Origin of the sequence: Pseudomonas sp. KT_2_4, from assembly GCF_041410225.1 — a bacterium.
GTDB classification, from domain to species: Bacteria; Pseudomonadota; Gammaproteobacteria; order Pseudomonadales; family Pseudomonadaceae; genus Aquipseudomonas; species Aquipseudomonas paracarnis.
This window is the reverse complement of record NZ_CP166962.1, coordinates 5,425,720-5,438,628: the sequence shown is the minus strand read 5'-3', so window position 1 is coordinate 5,438,628 and position 12,909 is coordinate 5,425,720. Positions and strand designations below refer to the sequence as shown.

At 60.2% G+C, this 12,909-nt stretch carries 14 protein-coding genes; 12 read left to right on the top strand and 2 right to left on the bottom strand.

Features of this window, described 5'->3' with window-relative positions:
* Nucleotides 1–186: 186 nt before the first annotated feature.
* Nucleotides 187–489 carry a DUF2288 domain-containing protein gene (locus AB9N64_RS25000; protein WP_014717281.1) on the bottom strand — a complete coding sequence of 101 codons (303 nt, stop codon included), beginning with the start codon at nt 487–489 and terminating at the stop codon, nt 187–189.
* 341 nt (nt 490–830) lie between these two features.
* Here AB9N64_RS25000 and AB9N64_RS24995 point away from each other — a divergent pair, with 341 nt between their 5' ends.
* The 9 genes from AB9N64_RS24995 to AB9N64_RS24955 all read left to right on the top strand — a co-directional run bounded on the left by AB9N64_RS24995 (nt 831) and on the right by AB9N64_RS24955 (nt 8,537).
* Nucleotides 831–1,958, top strand: coding sequence for a branched-chain amino acid ABC transporter substrate-binding protein (locus AB9N64_RS24995; protein ID WP_032903230.1), 1,128 nt, complete (start codon nt 831–833; stop codon nt 1,956–1,958).
* A gap of 227 nt (nt 1,959–2,185) precedes the next feature.
* Entirely contained in the window at nt 2,186–3,109 is a 924-nt protein-coding gene (gene livH / locus AB9N64_RS24990) for a high-affinity branched-chain amino acid ABC transporter permease LivH (RefSeq protein WP_003193535.1), read from the top strand.
* Nucleotides 3,106–4,359, top strand: coding sequence for a high-affinity branched-chain amino acid ABC transporter permease LivM (locus tag AB9N64_RS24985; protein WP_014717278.1), 1,254 nt, complete (start codon nt 3,106–3,108; stop codon nt 4,357–4,359). Before livH ends, AB9N64_RS24985 begins: the two co-directional genes overlap by 4 nt.
* Nucleotides 4,356–5,123, top strand: a complete 768-nt coding sequence (gene livG, locus AB9N64_RS24980; RefSeq protein ID WP_003193538.1) for a high-affinity branched-chain amino acid ABC transporter ATP-binding protein LivG — start codon at nt 4,356–4,358, stop codon at nt 5,121–5,123. The genes AB9N64_RS24985 and livG overlap by 4 nt, the downstream gene beginning before the upstream one ends.
* 1 nt (nt 5,124) lies before the next feature.
* On the top strand, nt 5,125–5,826 hold the full coding sequence (locus tag AB9N64_RS24975) for an ABC transporter ATP-binding protein (RefSeq protein ID WP_003193540.1): 702 nt from the start codon (nt 5,125–5,127) through the stop codon (nt 5,824–5,826).
* A 258-nt stretch (nt 5,827–6,084) separates the two neighbouring features.
* Nucleotides 6,085–6,381, top strand: coding sequence for a DUF2282 domain-containing protein (locus AB9N64_RS24970; protein ID WP_014717277.1), 297 nt, complete (start codon nt 6,085–6,087; stop codon nt 6,379–6,381).
* A gap of 22 nt (nt 6,382–6,403) precedes the next feature.
* Entirely contained in the window at nt 6,404–7,282 is an 879-nt protein-coding gene (locus tag AB9N64_RS24965; protein WP_014717276.1) for a DUF692 domain-containing protein, read from the top strand.
* Nucleotides 7,279–8,055, top strand: coding sequence for a DUF2063 domain-containing protein (locus AB9N64_RS24960; RefSeq protein WP_371359749.1), 777 nt, complete (start codon nt 7,279–7,281; stop codon nt 8,053–8,055). Before AB9N64_RS24965 ends, AB9N64_RS24960 begins: the two co-directional genes overlap by 4 nt.
* Nucleotides 8,052–8,537: a DoxX family protein gene (locus AB9N64_RS24955; protein ID WP_014717274.1), complete on the top strand. Its 486-nt coding sequence runs from the start codon at nt 8,052–8,054 to the stop codon at nt 8,535–8,537. Before AB9N64_RS24960 ends, AB9N64_RS24955 begins: the two co-directional genes overlap by 4 nt.
* On the opposite strand, the gene AB9N64_RS24950 is transcribed toward AB9N64_RS24955, so the two are convergent.
* Entirely contained in the window at nt 8,528–9,442 is a 915-nt protein-coding gene (locus tag AB9N64_RS24950) for a LysR family transcriptional regulator (RefSeq protein ID WP_019817839.1), read from the bottom strand. The two genes, AB9N64_RS24955 and AB9N64_RS24950, sit on opposite strands and share 10 nt — an antisense overlap.
* A 145-nt stretch (nt 9,443–9,587) precedes the next feature.
* Between AB9N64_RS24950 and AB9N64_RS24945 the strand changes: the two genes are divergently transcribed.
* The 3 genes from AB9N64_RS24945 (at nt 9,588) to AB9N64_RS24935 (ending at nt 12,675) form a co-directional block, all read left to right on the top strand.
* Nucleotides 9,588–10,187 carry a short chain dehydrogenase gene (locus AB9N64_RS24945; RefSeq protein ID WP_014717272.1) on the top strand — a complete coding sequence of 200 codons (600 nt, stop codon included), beginning with the start codon at nt 9,588–9,590 and terminating at the stop codon, nt 10,185–10,187.
* Between the two features lie 96 nt (nt 10,188–10,283).
* Nucleotides 10,284–10,955 carry a COG3650 family protein gene (locus AB9N64_RS24940; RefSeq protein ID WP_014717271.1) on the top strand — a complete coding sequence of 224 codons (672 nt, stop codon included), beginning with the start codon at nt 10,284–10,286 and terminating at the stop codon, nt 10,953–10,955.
* A gap of 106 nt (nt 10,956–11,061) precedes the next feature.
* Nucleotides 11,062–12,675 carry an NAD(P)/FAD-dependent oxidoreductase gene (locus AB9N64_RS24935; protein WP_014717270.1) on the top strand — a complete coding sequence of 538 codons (1,614 nt, stop codon included), beginning with the start codon at nt 11,062–11,064 and terminating at the stop codon, nt 12,673–12,675.
* Nucleotides 12,676–12,909 lie beyond the last annotated feature (234 nt).

The window sequence follows — 12,909 nt, the reverse complement described above, 5'->3', positions numbered from 1 at the left end:
CACGCCGCGTCATACCCGGAAACAATTGCGCCACTCATTCCTTCTGCCCTCAACTGTTCCCGTGACGCTTACGTCACCCTCGGCTGTGACCTTTCTCTACGGCAAGGTGCCATCACGCGTTGAGCGGTTACTCGGCTACACACTTCACTGCGTGAAAAATACGCACCTTTTTCGTGCGCGCCATTATTACCGCGCCCTTTCCTGGATCAGGATCCACGGCGAGACCACTACCGCCCATAAGCTTGGATCCCGTTCCACCAGGTCCAATGCCCGCGTCGCAGACACCTCGCCAAGGGTGCCTGCAGCCAGCCAGGCGGCGACTTTGTCACGGTTGTCTTCGGCCATTCCTTCGGCGGCCTCGATCAAATCCAGGCCGGCATCGACCCACAATAGGGCACCCTTGGCAAAGAACGGTTCAAGCTCCTTCCAGGAAATTTCGGCGGTTTCACCGAGCAGCTTGGCATAGAGGGTGCTTGGTTCTTGCGTCATGGGAATTCACCTGAGTAAAAAATCGGCGCAATCATAGCCCCGTCGCTCAGGCAGAAAAACCCAGTAGCAAATGAAGTAGCGATTGAAACTGCCAGGAAAGCCACGGAATGCCTTGAAAGCTATCAGCAACCCGGCGCAATTCTGTCTTTTTCTTTCACTTAAGCGACACACCCAGGTTTTGCCCCCAGCTGCCAGCTTTTCAAGCGATCAACCGGCGCTCTACACTGTACCGGTACAGTTGCCAGGGCAATGCCGGGGGGATATCCGCGATATCTGATCCGGTTCTGCAGCTCACAAGGCCGCTAGAACTATAAAAAATACAACAGTAAGAGTGGAGCACTATGAATAAGGCTACTAAGCAGATTTCCAAACTGTTTGCCGCTATGGTCCTGGCTGGGGTTGCCGGCCATTCGTTCGCAGCCGACACCATCAAGATCGGCATCGCCGGCCCCAAGACCGGTCCGGTGACGCAATACGGCGACATGCAATTCATGGGTGCCAAGCAAGCCATCGCAGACATCAACGCCAAGGGCGGCGTAGACGGCAAGATGCTTGAGGCCAAGGAATACGACGACGCTTGCGATCCAAAGCAAGCCGTGGCCGTTGCCAACAAAGTGGTCAATGATGGCGTCAAGTTCGTCGTCGGCCACCTCTGCTCCAGCTCCACTCAACCCGCCTCCGACATCTATGAAGACGAAGGCGTGATCATGATTACCCCGGCTGCCACCAGCCCGGAAATCACCGCCCGTGGCTACAAGCTGATCTTCCGCACCATCGGCCTGGACAGCGCCCAAGGCCCGGCAGCCGGCAACTACATCGCCGACCACGTGAAACCGAAGATCGTTGCCGTACTGCACGACAAGCAGCAGTACGGTGAAGGCATCGCCACCGCCGTTAAACAGACCCTCGAGAAGAAAGGCACCAAGGTTGCCGTCTTCGAAGGCCTGAACGCCGGTGACAAAGACTTCTCCTCGATCATCCAGAAACTCAAGCAAGCCAACGTCGACTTCGTCTACTACGGCGGCTACCACCCTGAGCTGGGCCTGATCCTGCGCCAAGCCAAGGAAAAAGGCCTGAACGCCAAGTTCATGGGCCCGGAAGGCGTCGGCAACGACTCCATCTCGCAAATCGCCCAGGGCGCTTCCGAAGGCCTGCTGGTGACCCTGCCGAAATCCTTCGACACCGACCCTGCCAACAAAGCCATCGTTGAAGAGTTCGCCAAGAACAAGCAGGACCCAACCGGTCCGTTCGTGTTCCCGGCCTACTCGGCGGTTGAGGTCATTGCCGGCGGTATCAAGGCCGCCAAGAGCGAAGACACCGCCAAAGTGGCCGAGGCCATCCATGCCGGTACCTTCAAGACCCCTACGGGCGACCTGAGCTTCGACGCCAAGGGCGACCTGAAGGACTTCAAGTTCGTGGTCTACGAATGGCACTTCGGTAAACCAAAAACCGAAGTTTCCCCTCAGTAAGCCAGGCGTTACTGGTCAACAAGCCCACTGTGCAAGCAGTGGGCTTTGTTTTACGAGGTTTATGGGCCATGTCACCCGCGATCCGGGCGCTGGCTCACCTGAAAATCTTAAAACCGTCACCAGCGGTTCGCTGGCAAACGCTTTGTGCAACCTGGTCACAGAACAGGGCACCGAGCCGGAAATGACTCCACCAGTGAAATGCGTATCGGGTTTTTAGGAGCGCTGTAATGCCTGAGATCTATCATTTTTTCCAACAGCTGGTTAATGGCCTGACCATTGGCAGCACCTATGCCTTGATAGCCATTGGCTACACAATGGTTTACGGCATCATTGGAATGATCAACTTCGCCCATGGCGAGGTGTACATGATTGGTTCCTACGTGGCCTTTATCGCCCTTGCCGGGCTGGCCATGATGGGGATCCACTCCCTGCCGCTGTTGATGACCGCTGCGTTCCTGGCGTCGATCATCGTGACCAGTGCCTATGGCTACAGCATCGAGCGGGTTGCCTACCGTCCCTTGCGTGGCAGCAACCGTTTGATCCCGCTGATTTCTGCCATCGGCATGTCGATTTTCCTGCAGAACACCGTATTGCTGTCCCAGGACTCCAAGGACAAGTCCATTCCCAACCTGATTCCGGGGAGCATCTCCTTCGGCCCGGGTGGCGCACAAGAAGTGCTGATTTCGTACATGCAGATTCTGGTTTTCGTGGTCACCCTGGTGGCCATGCTGGGCCTGACGCTGTTCATCTCTCGCTCCCGTCTGGGCCGCGCCTGCCGGGCCTGCGCCGAAGACATCAAGATGGCCAACCTGCTGGGCATCAACACCAACAACATCATCGCCCTGACCTTCGTCATTGGTGCTGCGCTGGCGGCCGTGGCGGCCGTGTTGCTGAGCATGCAATACGGCGTGATCAACCCCAACGCCGGCTTCCTGGTGGGCCTCAAGGCCTTTACCGCAGCGGTATTGGGCGGCATCGGCAGCATTCCGGGCGCCATGCTCGGCGGGCTGGTGCTGGGTGTGGCCGAAGCCTTTGGCGCCGATATCTTCGGTGACCAGTACAAGGACGTCGTCGCGTTCGGCCTGTTGGTTCTGGTGTTGTTGTTCCGTCCGACCGGCATCCTGGGCCGTCCGGAGGTTGAGAAAGTATGAGCAGATATCTTAAATCGGCGTTTTTCAGCGCCTTGCTGGTATGGGCCGTGGCCTTTCCGGTACTCGGCCTCAAGCTGAGCATTGTCGGCATCAACCTGGAGGTGCACGGCACCGGGCCAGTGACCCTGACCATCATCGCCCTGTGTTCGGTGCTGATGTTCCTGCGTGTACTGTTCACGCAGCAGGTCGGTGCCTTGTTCAAGGGCAACCGTGGCCCGTTGGTGTCGCCCAAGGTCAGCCAATTTCTGACCCTGCCGCGCACCCAGCGCTACATCATCATCGGGTTGATCATCGCGGCGCTGATCTGGCCGTTCTTCGGCTCGCGCGGCGCGGTCGACATTGCCACCCTGATCCTGATCTATGTGTTGCTGGGCCTGGGCCTGAACATCGTAGTGGGCCTGGCCGGCCTGCTCGACCTGGGTTATGTGGGCTTCTACGCCGTGGGTGCCTACACCTACGCGCTGCTCTCGCACTACCTGGGCTGGAGCTTCTGGATCTGCCTGCCACTGGCCGGTATGGCAGCGGCTACGTTCGGCTTCCTGCTGGGCTTCCCGGTGCTGCGCCTGCGCGGTGACTACCTGGCCATCGTGACCCTGGGCTTCGGGGAAATCATTCGCCTGTTCTTGCGTAACCTCACCGATATCACCGGTGGCCCCAACGGTATCAGCAGCATTCCCAAGCCGACGTTCTTCGGGCTGTCGTTCGACCGCACCGCCGCCGAAGGCATGCAGACCTTCCACGAGTACTTCGGGATTGCCTACAACCCGGTGAGCAAAGTGGTGTTCCTGTACCTGGTCGCGCTGTTGCTGGCATTGGCGGCTCTGTTCGTGATCAACCGCCTGCTGCGCATGCCCATCGGGCGCGCCTGGGAAGCGTTGCGCGAAGATGAAATCGCCTGCCGCGCCCTGGGCCTGAACCCGACCATCATCAAGCTATCCGCGTTCACCCTGGGCGCTGCGTTCGCAGGCTTTGCCGGCAGCTTCTTTGCCGCTCGCCAAGGCCTGGTGACGCCGGAATCGTTCACCTTTATCGAGTCGGCGATCATTCTCGCCATCGTGGTATTGGGTGGCATGGGCTCGCAACTGGGCGTGATCCTGGCGGCCATCGTGATGATCCTGCTGCCGGAAATGATGCGTGAGTTCAGCGAATACCGCATGTTGATGTTCGGCGCCATGATGGTGCTGATGATGATCTGGCGCCCTCAAGGCCTGCTGCCCATGCAACGTCCACACATGGAGCTGCGCAAATGAGCCGCGAGATCCTGAAAGTCGAAAACCTGAGCATGCGCTTCGGCGGTTTGCTGGCGGTCAATGGCGTGGCCCTGACCGTCAAAGAGAAACAAGTGGTAGCACTGATCGGCCCCAACGGCGCCGGCAAGACCACGGTGTTCAACTGCCTCACCGGCTTCTACAAGCCGAGCGGCGGCAGCATCCTGCTGGACGGCCAGCCGATCCAGGGCCTGGCCGGTCACGAGATCGCTCGCAAGGGCGTGGTGCGTACCTTCCAGAACGTGCGGTTGTTCAAGGACATGACGGCGGTCGAGAACCTGTTGATCGCCCAGCACCGTCACTTGAACACCAACTTCTTCGCAGGTCTGTTCAAGACCCCGGCGTTCCGCAAGAGCGAGCGCGAGGCCATGGAATACGCGGCGTACTGGCTGGACAAGGTCAACCTGACCGAGTTCGCCAACCGCCCGGCAGGCACCCTCGCCTACGGCCAGCAACGTCGCCTGGAAATCGCCCGCTGCATGATGACCCGCCCGCGCATCCTGATGCTCGACGAACCTGCCGCGGGCCTGAACCCCAAGGAAACCGAAGACCTCAAGGCGCTGATCAGTGTGCTGCGTGAGGAAAACAATGCCACGGTGCTGTTGATCGAACACGACATGAAACTGGTCATGAGCATCTCCGACCACATCGTGGTGATCAACCAGGGCACGCCGCTGGCCAATGGGACGCCGGAGCAGATCCGCGACAATCCCGAAGTGATCAAAGCCTACTTGGGGGAAGCGTAAAATGCTGCAATTCGAAAACGTTTCCACTTTCTACGGCAAGATCCAGGCCCTGCACAGCGTCAACGTCGAAGTACGCCAGGGTGAGATCGTGACCCTGATCGGCGCCAACGGGGCTGGCAAATCGACCTTGCTGATGACCTTGTGCGGTTCGCCGCAAGCCTACAGTGGCAGCATCCGCTACATGGGTGAAGAACTGGTGGGCAAGCACTCCGCCGAGATCATGCGCAAGAGCATTGCGGTGGTGCCGGAGGGCCGTCGGGTGTTTTCGCGCCTGACCGTGGAAGAGAACCTGGCCATGGGTGGGTTCTTTACCGACAAGGGCGATTACCAGGAGCAGATGGACAAGGTGCTGCACCTGTTCCCCCGCCTCAAGGAACGCTTCAGCCAGCGCGGCGGCACCATGTCCGGCGGCGAGCAGCAAATGCTCGCCATCGGCCGGGCGCTGATGAGCAAGCCCAAGCTGTTGTTGCTGGACGAGCCTTCCCTGGGCCTGGCACCGATCATCATCCAGCAGATCTTCGACATCATCGAACAACTGCGCAAGGACGGTGTGACGGTGTTTTTGGTGGAGCAGAACGCCAACCAGGCGCTGAAAATCGCTGACCGTGCCTATGTGCTGGAGAATGGCCGGGTGGTGATGCAGGGCACCGGCGAGCAATTGCTGACGGATCCGAAGGTGCGGGAGGCGTACCTCGGCGGCTAAGAAAGAGCAAGTTCTAAATGGGAGCTGGCTTGTGTGGGAGCTGGCTTGCCTGCGATAGCATCACCCCGGTGTATCTGAAGAACCGAGGCGTTTGCATCGCGGGCAAGCCCGACTCCCACATTTTCTTTGTATAAGCCATTAAATAGGTGTTGTTTTGCAGTTTTTTTCGATGGCTTTGTAACGAATTCCCTCCCCCTTTCTCTAGTGGTGCATGCAGGCAATCAAGCCTGCGCATTCAACCACTGCTGGAGACACACCATGACCACCAAACTGTCCGCTGCCACCCTCGTTCTGGCCCTTGGTTCTGCCCTGAGCCTGTCCGCCCTGACCACCACCGCCCACGCGGCCGACGACATGCAGAAATGCTTCGGCGTGGCTGAAGCCGGCAAGAATGACTGCGCCGCGGGCGCCGGCACTTCCTGCGCTGGCACCTCCAAAACCAAAGACCAGGCCAATGCCTGGAAACTGGTCCCTGCCGGCACGTGCACCCAGACCCCAAGCACCACCTCGCCGACCGGTTTTGGCCAGGAAGCGGCCTTCACCGCCAAATCCTGAACCCCGCGCAGCCTGAGTACTGATGATGACGCCTACAGCCCAACACGCGGTCTCACCGGCTCAGGTGCCCGGCCTTCCCTATCGGGCCGGGCTGGGGCTCAAGACCGAGCACTTCACCGAGGTGCTCGAGACCCGCCCCGACATCGGTTTTTTCGAAGTACACGCCGAAAACTACATGGTGGCCGGCGGCCCGTTTCATCACTACCTGGGGTTGATTCGTGCGCAGTACCCCCTGTCACTGCACGGCGTCGGCCTGTCTATTGGCGGCGAAGGTCCTCTGGACCGCGAGCACCTGGCACGCCTGGCCACGCTGATCGAACGCTACCAACCCCAGTCTTTTTCCGAACACCTGGCCTGGTCCAGCCACGGCCCGGTGTTTCTCAACGACCTGCTGCCCCTGGCCTACGACGCCAGCACCCTGGAGCGGGTATGCGAACACGTGGACCAAGTACAGAGCACGCTCAAGCGCCCGATGCTGCTGGAAAACCCGTCTACTTATCTGCAGTTCCAGCGCTCTACTTTGGACGAAACCGACTTTATCAGCGAGATCGTCCGCCGGACCGGTTGCGGCCTGCTGCTCGACGTCAACAACGTCTACGTGTCCTGCATCAATCACCAGCGCGACCCGCTGGCCTACATCGATGCCCTGCCATTGCACGCGGTGGGTGAGATTCATCTGGCCGGTTTTGCCGAAGACACCGACAGCCTGGGCGACCGCCTACTAATCGACGACCACGGCGCGCCGATCGATAACGCCGTGTGGCAGCTGTACGCACAGGTACTGGCGCGAACCGGAGCGGTGGCGACGCTGATCGAGCGGGATAACCAGGTGCCCGCGTTCAGCGTGCTGCAAACAGAGGCCCGGCAGGCCGAATGGTATTTGTCGCAGGTGGACAGATGAGTATTCAGCAAACATTCGCCGAGGCTTTACTGGCCCCGCAAGCAACCTGCCCCGAGGGCGTGTTCAGCAGCAACGGTGCTGAGCCGACGAGCCGCTTTGCGGTGTATCGAAACAATGTCCATAGCGCGTTGATCAATGCTTTGGCGGCCGCCTACCCGGTGGCCCGGCAACTGGTCGGCGATGAATTTTTCCGCGCCATGGCCGGCCTGTATGCCCAGGCTCATCCGCCCACCAGCCCGTTGATAAGTGAGTACGGCAGCACGTTCTCTGACTTTATCCAAGGTTTCGAACCGGCCTCGAGCGTGCCCTACCTGGCCGATGTCGCCCGGCTGGAACGCTTGAGGGTTCGCGCTTATCACGCGGCGGATTGCCAGGTTCTGGATCAGCACAGCGTACTTCGGCAACTGCAAGGCTGCGCGCAACTGGGGCAACTGCGTGTACGACTGCATCCGTCACTTGCCACGCTGGAATCTTCCTACGCGGTGGTATCGGTCTGGGCGGCGCATCAGGTCGACGGGGCTATCGCCACTTTGCACCTTTGGTATGCCCAAGGCGCGCTGGTCTTGCGCCAAGGCTTAGCGGTCAAGGTGTTCGCCATCGACCGCGGGTCTGTGACCTTTATCAACCGCCTCAACCAAGGCGCCGGGCTGGAAATGGCCATCGCTGATGCCCTGGAAGCCTCAACCGAATTCGATTTGCACCAATGTCTCACGCTGTTGATCAGCCACGACGCCATCACTCATTTGCATCTGCAACCCGAGGTATTGCCATGAACATTCCCGCTCCTTGCCTGGTAAAGCGAACCGTCGCACTGTTTGAAAAAATCCCCTACAGCCTGATCGCCTTTATCGCGCGCTTCTCCATTGCGGCGGTGTTCTGGAAGTCTGGCCAGACCAAGGTCGAAGGCTTTGCCATTGACCTGATCAGCGGCACCTTCCAATGGGGTGAGCCCAAACTTGCCGCCTCGACCCTGTTTTTATTTCGCAGCGAATACCAATTGCCTCTGCTGTCGCCCGAGGTGGCCGCGCACTTGGCAACCTTTGCCGAGCACTTTTTTCCGGTATTGATCCTGCTGGGGTTCGCCACGCGCTTTTCGGCCCTGGCCTTGATCGGCATGACCCTGACCATCCAACTGTTCGTCTACCCCGACGCCTATCCCACTCATGGCACCTGGCTTGCGCTGTTATTGCTGTTGCTTGCCAAAGGCCCAGGTTGGCTGTCCATCGACCACCTGATTGCCCGTCGTTATCGCTGAAGTCGATCCAGTGCCTCGCCGCTGCGCTTGAACCAGTCCACCAGGTAGTCGGCCAACACTTGGGTACGCCGTGGCAGGCCGCCCTGGTAGGGATGCACCAGGTACATCGGCATGCTGCGCGTCTGATAGTCGCGCAGCAGCCAGCGCAATCGGCCATCAGCCAGCTCCGTGGGTAAAACGTAGGACGGCAGGCGAGCAATACCGGCGCCGACCAAGGCGGCTTTTTTCAGCAGGTTGTAGTGGTTGGAGGCGAAGGTACCGCTCACCTTTACCCGCAGCAATTCGTGTTGCTGGTGGTACAACCATTCCTCGCGACCACTGTAATGACTGTTGAGCAAACAGCTGTGCGCCGCCAGGTCCGCCGGGGTCTGCGGCTCGCCATGCTGTTCCAGATAGGCCGGGCTGGCGCAGGTCATCTCATGCCAGGCCAGTAAAGGCCTGGCTACCAGGCGTTCATTTTCGAGGGCGCCCGAGCGAACGCCCAAGTCAAAGCCATCGCGCGCCAGGTCCCGGTAGCTGTTGTTAAGCTCCAGCTCGATCTGCACCTGCGGGTATTGCTTGGAAAATTCCAGCAACAAGCCATCGAAAAAGGTTTCACCCAACGACACCGGGACAGTCATACGTACAGGGCCGGCCAAATCATCTTTGAGCCGCGCCAAGGCCTGGCGCGCGCGTTCCACCTGCACCACCAATGCTTGTGCCTGGGGCAGCAACGCCGCGCCGGCAGCAGTAAGGCTCAGCTTGCGCGTAGTGCGGTGCAGCAAAACCACGGCAAACTGCGCTTCCAACTGGCTGATGCGCTTGGACAACTGCCCTTTGCTGCAGCCCAATTGTGCGGCCGCCACAGTGAAACTGCCGGCTTCGATCAGCACGGCGAACGCCGCCAAGTCATCCATTTCGCTCATGGACTGTTTCCATTTGAAAACCAAAGGTTGCCTATTAGCGCGTTTATCCAGCTAAAAAGCCACACTAGACTGAATGCAAATCCCAACCCCTGCAGGAGCGAGCAAGCTCGCTCCTGCAGGGAGTCAGCCCCAGAGGAACAGCACGATGAAAATCCTATTGATTGGTGCCAGCGGCACCATCGGTTCAGCAGTCAAGGCAGAGTTGGCCCAGCGCCACGAAGTGATCAGCATCGGCCGCACCAGCGGTGACTTCCAGGTGGATATCAGCGATAGCAACTCGATCCGTAAGCTGTTCGAGCAGACCGGCAAGTTCGACGCGCTGATCTGCGCGGCAGGCAGCGTCAACTTCGTGCCCCTGGCAGACATGAACGACAGCGATTTCGAACTGGGCCTGCGTGACAAACTGATGGGCCAGGTCAACCTGCTGTTGATCGGCCGTGAATACGCCAACGACGGTGCTTCGTTCACGTTCACCAGCGGCATTCTGAACCGTGACCCGATCCGCACCGGTGCTTCGGCGGCCTTGGTCAACGGTGCACTGGACGCCTTCGTCAAAGCGGCGGCCATCGAGTTGCCACGCGGCCTGCGCATCAACTCGGTCAGCCCGACGGTGTTGCTGGAAGCCATGGGCAGCTATGCTCCCTATTTCCGTGGCTACAAACCTGCCCCGGCCGCCGATGTGGCACTGGCTTACGCCAAAAGCGTCGAGGGCCTGCAAACCGGTCAGACCTTTATCGTAGGTTGAGGGTGAGATCCGTAAGAAACGCCTGAAGCTGGCAAGCGGGCTTGTGATGCACGGCCAGCCTGCGTAACGTGGCGGCACTTGCCTGGAGACCCGATAATGCGCGCCGCCCGTACCCTCGCCCTGTTTGCCTTGCTTCCTGTGTTCGCCGCCTGCCAATTGTTCGAAAGCGAGCCGGCCAAGCCATCGACTGTCGGGCTGACCCGTATGCAGGGTGAGTTGACGGCGGTGGACGGCAAACTGCTGTTCCAGCCCTGTGGCGACCAGCGTAGCTACGTGGTCAACGATACCGGCGGCACCAGCGTCCTGCAGGAAGCCGCCTCGCTGGCTGGCCAGCAGGGCATACTGTTTGCCGACCTGCGTGGCAAGTTTTCCGGGGTCGCCAGCGGCACCCAGGGTTCAGTGGACCTGCAACAGCTGTATCGCGTCGAACGCTCGACCTCAGCGTGCTCTGACCCGGATTTCAAGCGCATGATCCTGCGGGCCAACGGCCATAAACCCGCCTGGGCGATGAACGTCACGGCCAAGGGCATGGTGCTGGAGCGCGAGGGCCAGCCACCTTTGGCAGTGCCGTACGTCGAGGAACAACTGGGCGACGGCCGCTTCAACCTGATGACCGAAGCCAATAACCAGCACATCGAACTATGGGTGGCGCCCCAGCGCTGCGTCGACAGTGTGAGCGGCAGCCTGCAGCACATGAGCGCCGAGCTGCGCGTGAACGGCCAGGTGCAGCGTGGTTGCGCGGCGTTCGGCGGCTCGCGGGACGACTGATTAGCCCCTGTGCTGTTTTAACCTGACGGAAACTTGCCATTGGGGCTTATAATCGCCGGTTTGCAAAACAGCCGGCCTTCTTGCCCGCCGCCTACCGGATCCTGTCATGTTACGAATCACCGAACTCAAGCTGCCCATCGACCATCCCGAAGAAGACCTGCGCACGGCCATCGTGCAGCGCCTGGGCATCGCCAGTGATGACCTGCTCGATTTCACCCTGTTCAAGCGCAGCTACGATGCGCGTAAAAAGACCTCCGAGCTGTGCTTCATCTACACCGTCGACCTGAACGTGACGGGTGAAGCCGCGCTGCTGCTCAAGTTTGCCGACGACCGCAACGTCAACCCGGCACCGGATGTCAGCTACAAGGTGGTGGGTCAGGCGCCGGAAGGCCTGGCTGAGCGGCCGATCGTGGTAGGTTTTGGTCCCTGCGGGATTTTCGCCGGCCTGCTGCTGGCACAGATGGGTTTCAAGCCGATCATCCTCGAGCGCGGCAAGGAAGTGCGCCAACGCACCAAGGACACCTGGGGCCTGTGGCGCAAAAGCGTGCTCAACCCAGAGTCCAACGTGCAATTTGGTGAAGGCGGCGCCGGTACCTTCTCTGACGGCAAGCTGTACAGCCAGATCAAGGACCCGAAATTCCACGGTCGCAAAGTGCTGCACGAGTTCGTCAAGGCCGGCGCGCCGGAAGAAATTCTCTACGTCAGCAAGCCGCACATCGGTACCTTCCGCCTGACCGGCGTGGTAGAAAACATGCGCGAGCAGATCATCGCCCTGGGCGGTGAAGTGCGCTTCGAACAACGGGTCACCGACGTGTTGATCGAAGACGGCCAGTTGAACGGCGTGGTCATCGACGGCGGCGAGCAGATCCTCTCCAAGCATGTGATTCTTGCCCTGGGCCACAGCGCCCGTGACACCTTCCGCATGCTCCACGACCGTGGCGTGTACATGGAAGCCAAGCCATTCTCGGTGGGTTTCCGTATCGAGCACCCGCAGTCGCTGATCGACGCCGCACGCTTGGGCAAATACGCTGGCCACCCCAAGCTGGGCGCAGCGGACTACAAACTGGTGCACCACGCCAAGAATGGCCGTTCGGTCTACAGCTTCTGCATGTGCCCGGGCGGCACCGTCGTGGCTGCGACCTCGGAGCCCCATCGCGTCGTGACCAACGGCATGAGCCAATACTCGCGTAACGAGCGCAATGCCAACTCTGGCATCGTGGTAGGCATTACCCCCGAGGTGGATTACCCAGGCGGCCCGCTGGCCGGTATCGAGTTGCAGGAACGCCTGGAGTCCCACGCCTACATCCTCGGCGGTAGTAACTACGAGGCCCCCGCGCAACTGGTGGGCGACTTCATCGCTGGCAAGCCCTCCACGGCGCTGGGCAGCGTGGAGCCGTCCTACAAACCCGGCGTGTCGTTGGGTGACCTGGCGCTGGCCTTGCCGGACTTCGCCATCGAAGCCATCCGCGAAGCCTTGCCAGCGTTCGAGAAACAGATCAAAGGCTACTCGCTGCACGATGCGGTGCTGACCGGCATCGAGACCCGCACCTCGTCCCCACTGCGCATTACCCGCAACGAGTCGATGCAGAGCCTGAACGTCAAAGGCTTGTTCCCGGCCGGTGAAGGCGCAGGCTATGCCGGTGGGATTCTGTCGGCGGGTGTCGACGGGATTCGGATCGCCGAGGCGTTGGCGCGGGATATGCTCGGCATCGAGGCCTGAAGCACGCTGACGGCCAGCATAAATCCCGTGTGGGAGCTGGCTTGCCTGCGAAAGCGGTGGTGCAGTTAAAGACTAGGTGACTGACACGCCGCTTTCGCGGGCAAGCCCGCTCCCACAGGGGATCTGTGCCGGGCGTTGATCCTGGGGGCAATACACGACCACTGTGGGAGCTGGCTTGCCTGCGATAGCGGTGGTGCAGTTAAAAATTCAGTGACTGACGCTCCGCTTTCGCGG